Genomic DNA, 16,597 nt, shown 5'->3' on the forward strand with positions numbered 1-16,597 from the left:
GATCGACTATGAAGGATTTACATCACCCTGATCCGCTGACCCTGCGTGAGAAGTGCGCCTATGGAATGGGCGATTTTGGCTCGAACCTGATGCTGTGCATCGGGACACTTTATCTGCTGAAGTTTTATACCGATGAACTGGGCATGCCGGCGTTTTATGGCGGCATCATCTTTCTGGTGGCGAAGTTTTTCACCGCCTTTACCGACATGCTGACCGGCGTATTGCTCGATTCCCGCCGCCATATCGGCGCGCGGGGCAAATTCAGGCCGTTTATTCTGTATGCCTCGGTGCCGGTGGGACTGGTGGCGACCGCACAGTTTATGGCGAATGATTTTGGCCTGCCGGTGAAAACGGCGCTCGCCACTGTACTGTTTATGCTGTTCGGCCTGTTCTACAGCCTGATGAACTGTTCGTACGGTGCGATGGTGCCCGCCATCACCAAAAATCCGCATGAAAGGGCACAACTTGCGGCCTGGCGTCAGGGCGGTGCCACGCTCGGGTTACTGCTGTGTACCGTCGGGTTTATGCCGGTGCAGGCGTTATTGGGTCACTCTCCCGCGGTGGGATATTTCTCCGCTGCGCTGATTTTCGCCACCTGCGGCATTCTGTGCATGGGCTGGTGTTATCGCGGCGTCCGGGAACGTTACGTTGAACTCACGCCAGCGGGGCATAAATCCGGCATTCTGCGATCGTTTCGCGCCATATTTCGCAATCCGCCGTTGCTGGTACTGTGTCTCGCCAACCTGTGTACGCTGGCGGCGTTTAATATCAAACTGGCGATCCAGGTGTATTACACGCAGTACGTCCTCAATGATATTCATCTGCTGTCGTGGATGGGATTTTTCAGCATGGGCTGTATTCTGCTCGGCGTCTTTCTGGTGCCCGGTTGCGTGAAACGTTTTGGCAAAAAGCAGGTATATCTGGGCGGATTACTGTTGTGGGCGACCGGCGATATTTTCAATTTTCTCTGGGGAAACAGCTCGTTAAGTTTTGTGCTGTTTTCCTGCATGGCGTTCTTTGGCACCGCCTTTGTCAACAGCCTGAACTGGGCGCTGGTGCCGGATACCGTGGACTACGGCGAATGGAAAACCGGCATCCGCGCGGAAGGCTCGGTGTATACCGGTTACACCTTTTCGCGCAAAATCTCTGCGGCGCTGGCGGGTTTTCTGCCAGGAATTATGCTGACGCAAATTGGTTATATTCCTAACGTGGTGCAAAGTAGTGCGACATTACTCGGCTTACGGCAGCTTATTTTTATCTGGCCCTGCGTACTGGCTGTGATGGCGGCTGTGATTATGGGCGTGTTTTATAAACTTAATGAAGAACGCTTCGCCAAAATTATTGAGGAAATTCATACGCGTAAAAAAATGAATTCGACCGAAATCGAAACAGGAAAACCCAGCGTCTCTGTCGTGACATAACAATAACAATTAAGTAACAATAAGGGGCGTCAAATCTGGTTCAGCGATAATGGACTAATGATCGCATAGATTAAGGCTGTGTTTTGTATTGGTTTAGGTTACAACGTTTAACGTCAGGTCATTTGCGCTAAACGGGAGTCAGGTAAGATGAAAGTGGAGTTGAATAAAAGCACAGCCGAGAGGATTTTCCATGCGGTGCTTTTCGAATTGCTTGGGAATGTCGTTATCGCCATTTTTATTTCTACTGTACTGAAAGTGTCCTTATTACAGTCTGGTAAACTTTCTGTTATCTCCGCGATTACCGCAACAATCTGGAACTATATCTTCAATAAGATTTTTGACGCAATTCAAAGGCGTTTTGCATTCGAACGGAATTTTACAGTAAGAATTCTGCATGCCGTGATTTTTGAAATTGTACTGGTACTTTCTCTGACGCCAGTCGCCATGTTTTTACTCGATTTGTCATTAGCTAAGGCTTTCATGGTCGAAATAGGGCTAATATTTGTCTTCCTTCCTTATACGTTAGTCTTTAACTGGACTTATGATTATATCCGCTGGCGTTTTGTAGCCAATAAAGCTTCGGCGCAATAATATTCTGATTTTATTGAAGGCAAAATCATGAAGAACAACAGGGCTTCAAGACTAGGTGGAAGTTGTACACAGGGGTGAATTGCCCCCGATTAGATTTTGTGAAGAGAAGTCCGAAACCAAAAATTGCTTAAAGTGCAGCAAGGATTGTCGCTTCCATTTTCTCCGGGGTCGTGATCGGTGCAAAACGCTTGAGCGGTTTTCCGTCGCGTCCGATCAGAAACTTAGTGAAGTTCCATTTGATCCTCCCGCCCAGAGCGCCGGGCAATTCATCCTTAAGGTAACGGAACACCGGGTGCGCGGCGGCGCCGTTAACCTCCACTTTCCCGAACATCGGAAAGCTCACACCGTAGTTGATGTGGCAAGTTTGCGCGATTTCATCGGCGCCGCCGGGTTCCTGTTTACCGAACTGGTTGCAGGGGAAACCCAGTACGATCAAACCTCGGGTCGCGTATTTCTTGTAGAGAGTTTCAAGGCCTGCGTACTGTGGTGTGAAACCACAATGGCTGGCGGTATTAACCACCAGAACCAGCTTGCCAGCGTAGTCAGCCATAGAGACAGGCTGACCATCGAGACTGGTGGCCGAAAGTTGATAAAAAGTGGTCATATCGGGATCCTCACAGCAGAATCAATTCAACGTCGGCAATGCGACGTATCGGTGGCAGCAGGTAATATACCATGCTGTCAGCCCTGTGCGTTTTGACACGAAAACAAACCTAGAGCCGTCATCGGACTTGCTATAAGCGAGGAGCGGACACCGGCATCATCTTATTCAGGCCATCCGTACGCATCAGGCCTGAGGCGACAGTGAACAGCTAAATTACAGCCAAACCCTAAAGTCGTCAGACGTTAAGCAACGCGATAAAAAATCAAGCTTCACACCCGCTTCAGTACGGGTAGCGGAGCAGATAAAGTTTGCCAAAGTGACCTACATGAAAAATGAAGGTCCGGATAATGACCAGGTGATCAATATGCCGCCGGGACAACTTCCTTCAGACTTTTTCGAGGGTAAGTAATCTTCATAGCGAGGCTTGTCTGGCGCGTATTGACTGTTAAACCGGGGCGCGGTGCGCCCCAATGATAGTGTATGCGCCCCTGATTTTGAGAAACATCCCCGACGTATTTCTGTTTTATTTCCCTGTCACCTCATCACCACTTCTCAGCGATAAAGAAAATAAAAAACACTTTAACGATTTTTACTTGTGACCAAAATATAATAGGGTCACAAGCTATCTGTGTAATTAACCAACTTCCAGGCTGAAAATGACCGATAAAAAAATGTCCACCACAACGCGAGGACCGTCTGATCACACTATCCGTGATCAGATTGTGGATGCCGCAATGGAGTACTTCAGCCATTATGGCTTTGAAAAAACAACTGTTTCCGATCTCGCCCGATCCATCGGATTCTCAAAGGCATATATCTACAAATTTTTCGGTTCCAAACAGGAAATCGGAGAAGTGATCTGCACTAATTGCCTTACGGAGATTGCCCGTCGTCTGGAGGCCGCGCTGGCGGATTCATCCTCCGCCACAGAGAAAATTCGCACCCTTTTTCAGGTGATTGCGCTGGGCGGCACTGAGCTGTTTTTCCGCGAAAGGCGTCTGTATGACATCGCCGCCGTCTCATCCCGTGACCGCTGGGCTGCGGCGGTTGATTATGAGGCCGGATTGCGCAAAATCGTGGTCGATATTTTGCAGGAAGGACGGAGTGCCGGTGAGTTTGAGCAGACAACACCGCTCGATGAAACGGCTGCCGCTGTTTATCTGGTGCTAAGACCCCTCGCCGATCCGATTCAGTTACAGATCTACCTTGATACCGCAGAAGCTGATGCCGCACTGCTGACAGCAGTGGTGCTCAGGAGCCTGAAACCTTAAGTTGTGACCATTGACATAATTGGTCACTAGTCAGAGAATGGCGGCTCATACTTTTTTTAAGTAAGGCAACCCATGCTCCGGCACACTCTCTTTTTGTCCGCCACCTGTCTGCTTCCGCTCCTGCTGACCGCTTGCGGTGATCCTTCAAGTGCAGCTGACGATCCGCGTACCCGGTCACCGCTTATCAGGACGGCGGAGGTCAAACCTGCTCAGGAACAATCACGCGTTTTTAACGGCATTGTGGCCGCGCGTTTTCAGGGGGATCTCGGTTTTCGCGTATCAGGTAAAGTGCTTGAGCGGATGGTGGATAAAGGGCAAAGCGTCACGCGAGGCCAGCCGCTGCTTCGGCTGGATCCCGCAGACCTGGCGTTACAGGCACGTGCTGCTCAGGATGCAGTGACTGCCGCGCAGGCTCGCGCCCGTCAGACCGGCGAGGATGAAAAACGCTATCGTAGTCTGGTGGGTGGCGGTGCGATTTCCGCTTCGGCTTACAGTCAGGTACGTGCTGCAGCAGACTCGGCACGCGCCGAGCTGAGTGCCGCTCAGGCGCAGGCGCGCGTAGCCCTTAACGCGTCTCAGTACGTCGTGCTTAGCGCAGATGCTGATGGCGTGGTTGTGGATACACTCGCAGATCCCGGACAGGTCGTCAGCGCGGGGCAAACGGTAGTGCGTCTTGCGCGTGCCGGACAGCGCGAGGCGATGGTGAGTCTCCCTGAGACGCTGCGTCCGCAAGTCGGATCGGTCGCGTCTGCCGTCATGTACGGTAGTCAGAGTGTCAGTGAAGCCAGATTGCGGGAACTGTCGGATTCTGCGGATAACGCGACACGTACCTTTGAGGCGCGCTATGTGCTGAGCGGCGCGGCAGCCCGTGCCCCGTTAGGTTCAACCGTGACGCTGCATATCCCGGAATCTTCGGCGACCTCACCCTCGTGGTCGGTGCCGCTCAGTGCCATATGGGATGCCGGACGGGGTTCTGGCGTATGGGTGGTGGAAGGCAAACCCGCCAAAGTGAAATGGCATGCGGTAACGATACTCGGCATCAGCGACGACAGCGCGCGCGTTTCAGGGGCATTTACCGCCGGAGAGCAGGTGGCAGCCCTGGGGGCGCATCTGCTTCATGAAGGCGAAACCGTGCGAATGGCGATGGCTGGCCCGGAGGGGATCGCACCATGAGTCACCATCGCTTTAATTTGTCGGCGCTGGCCGTGCGCGAACGGGCAATCACGTTGTTCCTGATAATCCTGATAGCCGTGGCCGGGGTAATGGCTTTTCTCGGACTGGGCAGGGCTGAGGATCCCCCGTTTACTGTCAAACAGCTGACGGTGATCACCGCGTGGCCCGGTGCTACCTCACAGGAGATGCAGGACCTCGTGGCGGAACCTCTCGAAAAGCGCCTGCAGGAACTGAAATGGTACGACCGTACCGAGACTTATACCCGTCCGGGAATGGCTTACACCATGGTTTCCCTGAAGGACAGTACTCCGCCGTCAGAAGTGCAGGAGCAATTTTATCAGGCGCGTAAAAAGCTCAGTGATGAGGCGCGTAATCTGCCCGCGGGGGCGATCGGGCCGATGGTTAACGATGAATTTTCCGATGTGGTGTTCGCGCTGTATGCCCTTAAGGCAAAAGGGGAGCCGCAGCGCTTTCTGACGCGTGACGCCGAGAAGCTTCGTCAGCAGCTTCTCCATGTGCCCGGCGTGAAAAAAGTCACCATTACTGGTGAGCAGGCCGAGCGTATTTATGTCTCTTTCTCCCATGACCGGCTGGCCACACTCGGTATTTCACCGGAACAAATTTTTACTGCGCTTAATGCACAGAACGTTCTGTCGCCCGCAGGTTCGATACAGACGCGCGGACCTGAAATCTTTATCCGTCTTGACGGCGCGCTGGATACGCTGGAGAAAATTCGTAACACCCCCGTTGTTGCCGGTAATCATACTTTACGGCTGGCGGATATCGCCAAGGTAGAACGCGGTTATATCGATCCCCCGGATTTTCTTATTCGTAATGATGGGGAGCCCGCGCTGATGCTGAGCGTGGTGATGCGTGAGGGCTGGAACGGCCTTGAACTGGGTAAAGCACTAAAACAAGAAGTCAGTACGATTAATGAAGGGATGCCGCTGGGCATGACGCTGACTAACGTTTCCGATCAGGCCGTCAATATCAGTGCTGCTGTCGATGAGTTCATGATCAAGTTCTTTGTGGCGCTGCTGGTGGTGATGGTCGTGTGTTTCGTCAGCATGGGCTGGCGGGTTGGCATTGTAGTCGCCGCCGCCGTGCCGCTAACCCTCGCCGTGGTTTTCGTCGTGATGGCCGCCACCGGTAAAAATTTCGATCGCATTACGCTTGGCTCGCTCATTCTCGCGCTGGGACTGCTGGTTGATGACGCCATCATTGCGCTGGAGATGATGGTGGTCAAAATGGAGGAGGGCTACGACCGTATCAAGGCCTCGGCCTATGCCTGGAGCCATACGGCTGCCCCCATGCTCGCGGGTACGCTGGTCACCGCTGTCGGATTTATGCCCAACGGATTTGCGCAGTCGACCGCAGGCGAATACACCAGCAACATGTTCTGGATTGTGGGGATTGCGCTGATCACCTCCTGGGTCGTTGCAGTGGTCTTTACCCCGTATCTCGGTGTGAAAATGCTGCCTGATATTAAGCCAATAGAAGGCGGTCATGCGGCGATTTACAACACCCGTCATTATAATCGCTTCAGACAATGGCTGACTCTGGTCATCAGGCGTAAGTGGTGGGTCGCTGGCGCGGTGATTGGCTGCTTTATCATCGCCATACTGGGTATGGGGCTGGTGAAGAAACAATTTTTCCCCACCTCCGATCGACCGGAAGTTTTGGTTGAAGTCCAGATGCCTTACGGCACCTCAATTGAACAGACCAGTATGACGTCTGCCCGGATTGAACGCTGGCTGCGTGAGCAAAAAGAGACGCAGACGGTAACCGCGTATATCGGCCAGGGCGCGCCGCGCTTCTATCTGGCTATGGCGCCCGAGATGCCGGATCCATCTTTCGCGAAAATCGTGGTCCTCACCAGAAGTGAGCATGAACGCGATGCGCTTAAACAACGCCTGCGTGACACCGTGGCTGACGGGCTCGCGCCTGAGGCACAGGTGCGTGTTACCCAGCTGGTGTTTGGCCCGTATTCCCCATACCCGGTTGCTTATCGGGTAACGGGACCTGATCCTGACGTCCTTCGCCAGCTTGCCACCAAAGTGAAAGCGCTGATGCAGGCCAGCCCGATGATGCGTACGGTTAATACCGACTGGGGTTCACGGGTACCGGTGATACATTTCACCTTAAATCAGGACCGGCTGCAGGCTATGGGGCTGACACCCGCCGACGCAGCCCGGCAGTTGCAATTTCTGCTCAGTGGTGCACCGGTCACTGCGGTCCGGGAAGATATTCGTTCTGTGGAAGTCACGGGCAGGGCGGCGGGAGAGGTGCGTCTCGATCCGGCTCAGCTTGGCGCACTGACGCTTGCTGGCGCCGGGGGGCAGCGTATTCCTCTTTCGCAACTGGGTGAAACCGAAGTTCGTATGGAGGATCCGCTGCTGCGTCGTCGCGACAGAATGCCGACGATTACGGTGCGTGGTGATATCGCCGACGGCTTGCAGCCCCCGGATGTGTCGGCGTCGATCACACGCGAGCTTCAGCCGGTCATCGCCTCCCTGCCGCCGGGATATCACATTGAGCAGGCGGGTGCCATCGAGGAGGCGGGCAAGGCCACCCAGGCAATGCTGCCGCTATTCCCGATAATGATTGCCCTTACGCTGCTCATTATCATCGTGCAGGTGCGGTCGATGTCGGCAATGATTATGGTGTTTATGACGGCGCCGCTGGGGCTGGTCGGGGTGGTGCCTACGCTGCTTCTCTTCCAGCAACCTTTTGGCATCAACGCACTGGTAGGACTCATCGCACTGTCCGGCATTCTGATGCGTAACACGCTGATCCTGATAGGCCAAATTCACCATAATGAGCAGGAAGGCCTTAGCCCTTTCCATGCCATCGTGGAAGCTACCGTTCAACGCGCACGACCCGTCTTACTGACGGCAATGGCAGCGATTCTGGCCTTTATCCCCCTGACACACTCGGTGTTCTGGGGAACGCTGGCATATACGCTGATTGGCGGGACTTTCGGCGGCACCATTATTACTCTCGTCTTTCTGCCTGCAATGTATGCGATCTGGTTCAGGATCCGACCTGACGGTGAGAAGGTTTCTGAATGAATGTCGGGCAGGCAAAAAAGGTTTTACATCACCTGCCCGCATAATGGCCGGTTCTGCCGGTCTTTTAGCCGACTTAATCGGGCAAAAAAAAAGCACCCAATGGGCGCTTTTATCAAAAAAATTTTATATTCTTAAAATTTAATTTATTATGGTTTTTAGTACGAGTGTTTCCCTGGTGTTGGCCGTCCATTGGCCTCCTCACACATTGTTCGGAGCAGTGTGTGAGGTTTCTTTTTCGTTAAAGAAGGTATCATTCATTATAATGGGGCGTAAGTTGTACTTAAGTCCTGAAAAAACCTGTACTTAAGTATAGATGTCGGCATTAAGGGATAAGCAGCCCTCAGGGAGTCAGTATGTTTAGTGCTTTTGAACAAAATCACACGATCACTGAAACATTGAAAGATTATATCGACCGTAAGCTGTGTCCACTAGGCAGTCCCGACTATGCCTATACCGTTGTGAGGAAAAAAAATCCTGCAGAAGTCCTTATCATCTCCAGTTATCCTGATGAGTGGGTCAATCTTTATCGGGCCAACAATTTTCAGCTTACCGACCCGGTAATACTCACCGCATTCAAAAGAACCTCTCCCTTTGCGTGGGACGAAAACATCACGCTAATGTCTGAACTGAAATTTACAAAAATCTTTTCCCTTTCCAGGCAGTACAACATTCTGAATGGCTATACCTTTGTGCTGCATGATCAGATGGGAAATCTGGCATTGCTGTCTTTTATCATTGCCGACAATAGCCAGCAAGAGTTGGAAGAGCGACTGACTTCTGAACGTGGCAACTTGCAGATGCTTCTCATCGATATAAATGAACAGATGTATCGGCTTGTTGGCGGTATATCAGCCCGCGGACGTCAAATTACGGCGAGAAAGGAAAATAACATTTTCACTCTCCGTGAAAATGAGGTGCTTTACTGGGCCAGTATGGGGAAAACCTATGCAGAGATTGCGACTATTATCGGCGTTTCAGTCAGTACGATAAAGTTTCATATGGGAAATGTCGTTGCTAAGCTGGGTGTCAGTAACGCCCGCCAGGCAATCAGGCTGGGCGTTGAACTGGAACTGATTATACCGGCAGCGTCAGCGGCCAGGTAATCAAAGATTCTGTTTGGCTGTTGAGTCCTGTGGCCATGTTCATCTGATCGTCCTTCCCGGCAGGAAGATAGATCAGATAGATGCGTTCCCGCTCACTAAGAAATGCCTCTTTAAGTGTCTGTATTTGCCAGCCCGAGCGTTTCAATATCGTCAACATAGCGCGACTTACGATGGTATAAATACCAGCATGTCCGTTATCCTGAGCCCAGTTTATCATGGCAAGAAAAAGTGCCTGACTAACAGGGTATCGTTCGCCGAGAAGTTCCCGGGCTCGCAATTTGTCGACAAAGAAACGGCTCGACTCAACTCCCTCAGAAGGAAGTGGAACCGAATCAAAACACGCACGAAACGTATGGGTTATCATGTTTGGCTGGTCGAGAGCGGTAAAGCGCACGCTGCAAACGAGTTTCCCCTTACACAGTCCGAGAATATAGCGTGTTGAGTCATTGTCGAACTCATCGAACTCCATATCTTGGTTGCAAACAACTTCCCATCCCAGGCGGTCACTGAAGGTTGTTTTTCTTAGCCGGTAAAGTTCATCTACTCTGGTCATTCTGAGCTCTTCATAGCTCACGTCAAACAGTTCAAGCATCCCATTATCCTGTTAATAAAGCGTTGTATCCCGTAAACCGTGCATCATTATCCTACAAAACCCGACAATCGCTGACCCGAAAATGCACTGAATAACAGGATGTTAGTAAAATAATAAATATCTCGTCAAATCCCGCTCAATGGGAAATTACAGTTCCGATCCCACATCCGCAACAATACCTGCGCGTTTATTGATTTGACTCAAATCTGAGCAAGGCTTTCATCAGCAGGTATATCTCGCCCGGACCTCTGATTTATCCTGGCACCGATATTGGGAAGGGATCTACCTGGCCGTGATCTCAAAAAGTGCGTGGAACTAAAACGGGTCTGTTTGCAGTTGCAGTATAAAATTCAAACCGGCTGCAACTGAGGTCCTGTTTACATGAAGATTGTTTTACCAACAGGCACCTTATTGCACCAACGCGTTTTATAATCCCATTTTGGATCATATAATCCAATTGAAAATAGCCTCTTTTTGTTTTTATCATTACATAACTTGTCAGCTTCATTTATATTCAACCACATGAGTATACTTCCGACACTCAGATGTGAGTAATCAGGATCTACACCTCCATTAGGCACGTCAAAATATATCCATTTATCAGACTCAGCCTTAAGTATAAAATCATATGCGCAGGGTAACGAACCATCGATAAAAAGAACATAACCAAAAATCATATCTTTAAAATATGTGAAAAAATCTATCAAAATTTCTTTGCTGTAGCATTTCACATTGTCCTGGAATCTTTTTTTGAAAAGAAGTACATATATATTGGCAAGTTGTTCTGGTTGTAGTTCGTTTACATTTTTAACGACACCTCCCTCTTTAATGAATTTATTGAATTCATTCCTTCTGTTTTTATGGCTCTTTTTTGAAAAATCATCCTTGGCCAGACATATAAATTTCTTCTTTGGTCTGAACTTAGTGAAAATTGTATTGTAAAAATGGTTGGAATGGGCAGAGGATATCTTATTTGAACGTCCCGGGAGGAATACTTTCTTATCTATGTTTACAGGTAATATGATTTCATCACTCGTTATGGGATATGTTCTCCACAGATTAACGCCAATCTTATTACTGATTTCAAAAAAACAACCTTGGATGATATCTTTCTTTTTATAATGATAAAAATCTATTTCGCATATTTTCTTATCTAACAGATACTGCAAGATTTTAGGGTGTGTATTTACACTTCCTCCAAACTTGTAATAACTCTGTTGATATATGTCGAATGAAGAACATTCCCAGCCAAATATTTTCTTAAACATTTTATTCATAATTTCAATCTTTTAAAATAAATTAAATTTCAATTTAACGCTATCAACACAAATATTTTAATGAAGTACCCGTTGGCTACTGCTCTTGCAGTTCTTTTAATAGCATGAGGGATGCAAACTTTGAAATAACTTAAACCCTGAGAAAGAGAAAAAACAATGAGTAAACCTAAAGGTATTAAATGCTTTTTTTTCATGATTAGTTCTCATTCTATTCAAATGTTAAGCCTAAAAAATCAATTCGTTTATAATACATTTACATTTCAAACAAGTGAATGAACAAGTGGGAAAATTAACTTTTCCAATTTGGAAAAATTGGAATTATGTAGTTAGCTACATAATAAAATAACATAATAGAAAATTCTGCTATATAGTTATCAGAGCATCATGTTTATCCCTTATTTAAAATTTCATGCTATAGTAAATTTTGTTTTTATTTCTTTGCAGGTGAAACTTGAAATATAATAACACTCGCGAGCTTCGTGATTGGGTGATTTTTATAAAGACAATTGAGAAGGCGAACCTTTCTCTTGCTGCTCGTGAGCTCGGTGTTAGTGTCAGCACCGTGAGCAAGGCTATATCCAGGTTAGAGGATTATGTCCAAACGATGCTGATTAAGAGGGATGCTCGTAATTTTGAAATCACTTCTGCGGGTCATATTGCGTATAGTAAAGCGAAGAATATTACTGAATCCTTTCAGTCCCTGCTGTCAGAATTACAGAATCCTGAACTCTTAATTCAGGGGGACATACAATTCTCCGTACCCTCTGTGGTATGTCAGTTGCTTGCTAATCATTGGACAAGTGAATATATAATCAAAAACCCTATGGCCAGGGTGGAGATAAAATCACAGGAGCTTTTTGAATTCAATCATGATGTGAAAAACTTCGATCATGTAGCACTTCAATACGGAAATATTCAAAGACCAGAACTGGTGCATAGAGAACTAAGCTCTGTGGAGCTTATTAGCTGCGCCTCTCCTGAATACATTAAAAAATTTAATATTTTTGACAGGCCCGACAATTTCGAAGGGCATACCCTGTTGATGGTGGATAATTGTAATCTAAAAGATAATATGATTTTTTCAAAAGGGGATGAAACAGTTTCCTTAGACAAAAATCACAAGCCTGCTATTAAATCTAATGATTTTCTGGCTCTTTTCAACTTACTCCTTGAAGGAAAAGGGCTGCTTCTGGGCACACCTAAATGGCTAGCATTAACACATATCCGCGACGGAAAACTTGTGCAGATCATTCCTGACTGGAAACTGGATAAAATACCCGTCTATCTTGTCTGGATGCACAGACCCTATTATTCCCCTCTGTTTTTAGATTTTATTAATTATGTGGAAAAAAAATGGAACAATTTTAACCAGGTTTATTTAAAATGACCTGCACTCAGGATTTGACACAACGCTCAGTGAGTCATGCAGGGTCTTGACCCGCCCCCGTAGGTGAACCAGCCATAATCAGGAATACCCGGCTTCATTCTGACTGCATTGTCAGAATCATTATCTGTCTTCAGCAACTGCGGTAAAGGGAGCCTGAGCGCTATACTGTTCAGCATCCCAGCCACCTCTGACGAGCGCCGATTCTGCCCCCCGCCTATCCCCAGGCATTTGCGGGTGTAAACGTCGATCTTCGTCTACAGGCACAGTCGTCGCCCGTCAACCAAAGCATCAGAAAAAAAATGCATGTCCAGACGTGGCGTGGATATAAGCCCTGAGCTTCGGTTGCCGCCGCGACGTGTTTAATAGCGGATGATTTCCCGGTTGTTTAAACTTTAGATTGAGTCGGGTTATATACTCTTCCAGATATTTTGTACAAGAGGAAAGAAGATGCTCAACACTTACATTATTCTCGCCATTTCTATCTGCGCTGAAACGCTGGCCACAACCATGATGAAAGCTTCAGATGGCTTCACCCGAATAATCCCAAGCATGGTTGTGGTGGTGGGATATGCTATTTCGTTTTATGGTCTTTCCCAGGTGGTCAAGACCATGAATATTGGTATCGCTTACGCGATTTGGGCGGGGATGGGGATCTTCTTGGTTTCTATAATGTCATTTCTGTTTTATAAGCAGAAACTCGATCTTCCTGCCATCATGGGCATGGTTTTTATTGCTGTGGGAATTTTGATTATCCAGCTGTTCTCTAAATCTGTTTCCCACTGACTGACTTCCAAGATATCCCGTCGTGCGCTATTCATCGGCCTCTCTGTTGTCATGCCGTTTGAAGCGAACGCGTTGATACCAGGGCTTTGGTACAGGATGGATGATGCTGCGCAGCGCCCTGGAGTAATCCATCACCAGACCTGGCGTCCAGGCCATTGAGATAGCGCGTTTGCGTAACTGAGCGGCAACCCAAAGCTCAGGCATAGTGAGCGTTCTGATTATGGATAACCAGCTTTCAGTACGTCCGGAGAGCACACCATCCAGGGCGTTTTCCAGCGCGTAGGCAACACTGCTTGAACAGTTGCGGTAGGTCAGGTTATAGGTTTTTGTTAATTTGTAGTCACTCCAAAAACGGTGTAAGGCTTTTCCGTTGTATCTGGTGAAACAAATTTTACGATCTGAATGGCACCATTCTGCCGCCTCGGTGGCATAGTCAGGCTGAAACTTACCTAAAACATCATTATCGCGTGTTGCTTTAAGTGTATTCAGGAACTCCGATGGCGACCGGTCGATATCTTCCGCTGGGTACAGGCTGATGTAAATACTGTCAGGGACCTCCAGCGCAGCATGGCCGGTTGATATCACACCTTCCGAGTCAACTGCGGCTATGTAACGGTTGATCACCGGGCGTGGAATAGTCGATGCGCTGGCTGTTCCTTCGGGCGTCCATATATGAACGGTGAGGGGTTCGCGAAAATCAGTAATAACTTGCGTAGCAACTTCTGACTTTTGCGTGCCACTTTTTTTCAACTCAGCACCTATACCTTCAGGCGCTAAAAGTTCGAATACAGAAGTCCCTTCCTGCAGTCGCATAACCCGAAGAGCAAGGCGAACGGTATGAATACCGCTGAAAACCATCAGTGTTCCCAGGAAGAAAGAGACTGTAGCCTTGTAATGTGTTGGGTAGGGACTGAATATGAAAATGGCAAAAAAGATTTGTGCCAGGCCGTTCAAAAAAGAACTCTTCCAGTTAGGGAAACGCACAATCCACGCCGAGAAAACCACAAACAGACCAATCACGAAATAGGCAAATCCGAATACGATCGCCAGGAGCAAATTGCTATAAGACTGGTTTGATAAGATTAGAAGCGAGACGAAACAAAATATACCTCCCTTAAAGTAGAGGAGTGCTTTTTGCGCACCGATGCCTCCCGACGCTATGCTCAGCGTCACTAAACTTTCCGTGAGCAACAGCAAGCCAAAAAATCGCAGAGGGAAGTACGTCACTCCGTCCAGACCGTCGAGAAAGATGGCCAGTCCGAACAGGCTCCACAGGATCCCAAACAGGATCAGATATTTGCCCCAGTAACGCATAAAATCCACGCCGAACAATAATAATGCAATCTGTATCACAAGTCGGTCTCTCTTAATTAAATCATGACGTCTGAGTTTAGATAGCCAAATCGTAATGGCTGGACTGCCAGTTCCCGACAATAATTAACGAGTCAGCATTTGCCATGGTGATACCGCCGCTGTCTACCAGCGTTAGCCACTCATCATTATTCGACTTAATACGAAAAATGACAGTATCGTGCTGGCTTGACATCGAATTGAACCAGTGTTGATTGAGTTTTTCTCTGTCTGAAGGATGTACATGACTTAGCACTTTCTCAACAGTATCGAACTCTGTCAGAGAAGCAGAATCCAGCAGTGAAGAGAGATCATTTTCCCAGGTAAACTTGCCAGTTTCAGGCTCAAGTCTGTAAAGTACGCCGTTACCTGAAAGCCTGCCGGTATCTGGATTGAAACGGGTTGTCGAACGTCTTAATACGCGTACAAATACGATGAGCAATGCTGTCGCAGAAAGATAACTTAGCGCCAGTAGCAGTGACTCGACGAGGCTAAGGTTGTGAAGAAAGAACGGGCCCTGATGCATGTCGGTAAAATGGATGACAATCAGCCCTAATACCAGCAGGCCGATGGATCCTCCACGGTTGCCCCATACCAGGGCGAGCATCAAACTCAGGACAATAGGCAAGCAGGAAAGGGCGAAATATAGCGCGGGAGCTTCGGTTTTAAGCCATGTGTCACTATAGCTGAAAATAAATACTGTCAAAGCACAGATCGAGAGCAACAAGGCCAGGCCTCCCAGCCGCTTCGTCCAGGGGAGGAACGCCTGATGCCCACGCTTGTTCACGAAACCCATCACCACAGTTGTGGCAAAGAAAATCCCAGTGACGTCAGCAACGAAACCATTCCAGATAGTTGTCATTATCGGCTGTCCGCTGAGAAACGCGTAACCTCCCGCCACGATTAGCGCATCCAACATGCTGATGACAAAAGTGGAGCATATCCACAAAATAATGACGTGCAGATCATCATTTGGCCGCGCGAAGCGCCGGACGATCCAGGCAATGAGAACGTTGGCGGGCATTTCGAGAAGTGAATAACCCACTGAGATAAGAAAAGTGGTGAGATTCTGCCACGCCCGGTCCTGTAGTACGCTCGCCAGAACAAAGATGAGGATAAGCGCGGGGTAATGGCGCCAGCGAGCAGATAAAAAGGCCGCTACCGCAACGCCAGGAGGAAACCACACTATAGCAATCGCAGAATTTGTGTCGTCAAATTTGAGAGACATCAATCCTGATAAATAATAAACCAGCCCCCATAAGAGCAGGATCGCAGTTTGCTGCAGCCAGGAGGGGATATTCGTTTTCATTTCTGGTCAACTTTGGGTCAGGTAAAGGACGCAGCATCGCTGCTGTGGATCGTTAATTAACATAAATTTTAACAACCCTTTGCTGAAATTACAAAATCAGCTCCTCACAGGATATTTCAGGAGCTGCATATTTCGAAGTGCGAAAAGCGGACGTCCCGGCTGAAAGATAAAATTGGATTTTATAAGGATTTCTTCATAAATATCCGGCTTGTTCCTTCCGGCGCGCAGTCAATACGGCCAAACTCTTCCCAACCGTGTTTTTTGTAAAAATCAGGAGCCTGAAAGCTTATCGTATACAAAAATGCTGCAGTGCAGCCCCTTCTTCGCCCTTCGTCCTCGAAGCGATTTAGGATATCTGTGCCAAGCCTCATTCTCCGCAGCTCTGGTGGTAGATAGAAAAGATCTATAAAAAGGAGGCCCAGTGAGGAACGTCCTTGCATTCCTCCAAGAACTTCACCCGTTTTCGTTGATTTTATTAATACCGATAATGGCTTACGATCACTGATCCCCGTCATTAAATCGTTGAAATCATTAAGCCCTTCTTCAATAGGTAATAATTGTTCCGCATCAGCATTTTCACAAATCTCAAAACTTATCTCTTCAACAGTGCTATTCATTTCAAATGGCCTATTCGTTGTATAAATAACTGTTTAAATATACAGTCG

At 48.2% G+C, this 16,597-nt stretch carries 15 protein-coding genes; 9 read left to right on the top strand and 6 right to left on the bottom strand.

Annotated elements, in window-relative coordinates; translation table 11 throughout:
- Window positions 1–8: 8 nt before the first annotated feature.
- Entirely contained in the window at window positions 9–1,421 is a 1,413-nt protein-coding gene (locus EC840_RS07250) for an MFS transporter (RefSeq protein ID WP_132964687.1), read from the top strand.
- 147 nt (window positions 1,422–1,568) lie between these two features.
- Window positions 1,569–2,012, top strand: coding sequence for a PACE efflux transporter (locus EC840_RS07255; RefSeq protein ID WP_112289631.1), 444 nt, complete (start codon window positions 1,569–1,571; stop codon window positions 2,010–2,012).
- Window positions 2,013–2,139: 127 nt separating this feature from the next.
- Here EC840_RS07255 and EC840_RS07260 read toward each other — a convergent pair whose 3' ends face one another.
- Window positions 2,140–2,616 carry a glutathione peroxidase gene (locus EC840_RS07260; RefSeq protein ID WP_132964689.1) on the bottom strand — a complete coding sequence of 159 codons (477 nt, stop codon included), beginning with the start codon at window positions 2,614–2,616 and terminating at the stop codon, window positions 2,140–2,142.
- A 316-nt stretch (window positions 2,617–2,932) separates the two neighbouring features.
- Between EC840_RS07260 and EC840_RS07265 the strand changes: the two genes are divergently transcribed.
- The 5 genes from EC840_RS07265 (at window position 2,933) to EC840_RS07285 (ending at window position 9,234) form a co-directional block, all read left to right on the top strand.
- A complete protein-coding gene (locus EC840_RS07265) occupies window positions 2,933–3,025 on the top strand; it encodes a hypothetical protein (protein WP_259275003.1) in 93 nt (30 codons plus the stop codon).
- A gap of 247 nt (window positions 3,026–3,272) precedes the next feature.
- Complete coding sequence (locus tag EC840_RS07270) at window positions 3,273–3,887, top strand: TetR/AcrR family transcriptional regulator (protein ID WP_243701028.1); 615 nt, start codon at window positions 3,273–3,275, stop codon at window positions 3,885–3,887.
- A 72-nt stretch (window positions 3,888–3,959) separates the two neighbouring features.
- Window positions 3,960–5,060: an efflux RND transporter periplasmic adaptor subunit gene (locus tag EC840_RS07275; protein ID WP_132964691.1), complete on the top strand. Its 1,101-nt coding sequence runs from the start codon at window positions 3,960–3,962 to the stop codon at window positions 5,058–5,060.
- Entirely contained in the window at window positions 5,057–8,131 is a 3,075-nt protein-coding gene (locus tag EC840_RS07280; RefSeq protein WP_132964693.1) for an efflux RND transporter permease subunit, read from the top strand. The genes EC840_RS07275 and EC840_RS07280 overlap by 4 nt, the downstream gene beginning before the upstream one ends.
- A gap of 353 nt (window positions 8,132–8,484) precedes the next feature.
- Entirely contained in the window at window positions 8,485–9,234 is a 750-nt protein-coding gene (locus EC840_RS07285; RefSeq protein ID WP_113876499.1) for a LuxR family transcriptional regulator, read from the top strand.
- Here the strand turns inward: EC840_RS07285 and EC840_RS07290 are convergent.
- Together EC840_RS07290 and EC840_RS07295 are read right to left on the bottom strand one after the other, a co-directional pair.
- A complete protein-coding gene (locus EC840_RS07290; protein ID WP_129639533.1) occupies window positions 9,206–9,826 on the bottom strand; it encodes an acyl-homoserine-lactone synthase in 621 nt (206 codons plus the stop codon). The two genes, EC840_RS07285 and EC840_RS07290, sit on opposite strands and share 29 nt — an antisense overlap.
- 377 nt (window positions 9,827–10,203) lie before the next feature.
- Window positions 10,204–11,103 (bottom strand): hypothetical protein, encoded by a 900-nt coding sequence (locus EC840_RS07295; RefSeq protein ID WP_132964695.1) that lies wholly within the window; start codon window positions 11,101–11,103, stop codon window positions 10,204–10,206.
- A gap of 451 nt (window positions 11,104–11,554) precedes the next feature.
- On the opposite strand from EC840_RS07295, the gene EC840_RS07300 reads away from it, so the two are divergent.
- Both EC840_RS07300 and EC840_RS07305 read left to right on the top strand, forming a co-directional pair.
- A complete protein-coding gene (locus EC840_RS07300; protein WP_113876496.1) occupies window positions 11,555–12,490 on the top strand; it encodes a LysR family transcriptional regulator in 936 nt (311 codons plus the stop codon).
- A 447-nt stretch (window positions 12,491–12,937) separates the two neighbouring features.
- Complete coding sequence (locus EC840_RS07305) at window positions 12,938–13,273, top strand: SMR family transporter (protein WP_113876495.1); 336 nt, start codon at window positions 12,938–12,940, stop codon at window positions 13,271–13,273.
- 27 nt (window positions 13,274–13,300) lie between these two features.
- On the opposite strand, the gene EC840_RS07310 is transcribed toward EC840_RS07305, so the two are convergent.
- The 3 genes from EC840_RS07310 to EC840_RS07320 all read right to left on the bottom strand — a co-directional run bounded on the left by EC840_RS07310 (window position 13,301) and on the right by EC840_RS07320 (window position 16,549).
- The gene (locus EC840_RS07310) at window positions 13,301–14,626 is read right to left on the bottom strand and encodes an MFS transporter (RefSeq protein ID WP_113876494.1); all 1,326 of its coding nucleotides are present in this window, start codon (window positions 14,624–14,626) and stop codon (window positions 13,301–13,303) included.
- 37 nt (window positions 14,627–14,663) lie between these two features.
- Window positions 14,664–15,932 carry an MASE1 domain-containing protein gene (locus tag EC840_RS07315; RefSeq protein ID WP_129639531.1) on the bottom strand — a complete coding sequence of 423 codons (1,269 nt, stop codon included), beginning with the start codon at window positions 15,930–15,932 and terminating at the stop codon, window positions 14,664–14,666.
- 179 nt (window positions 15,933–16,111) lie between these two features.
- Complete coding sequence (locus EC840_RS07320; RefSeq protein ID WP_113876492.1) at window positions 16,112–16,549, bottom strand: GNAT family N-acetyltransferase; 438 nt, start codon at window positions 16,547–16,549, stop codon at window positions 16,112–16,114.
- Between the last annotated feature and the right edge of the window lie 48 nt (window positions 16,550–16,597).

It is taken from the genome of Rahnella sp. JUb53 (genome assembly GCF_004346065.1).
Lineage (GTDB): Bacteria > Pseudomonadota > Gammaproteobacteria > Enterobacterales > Enterobacteriaceae > Rahnella > Rahnella variigena.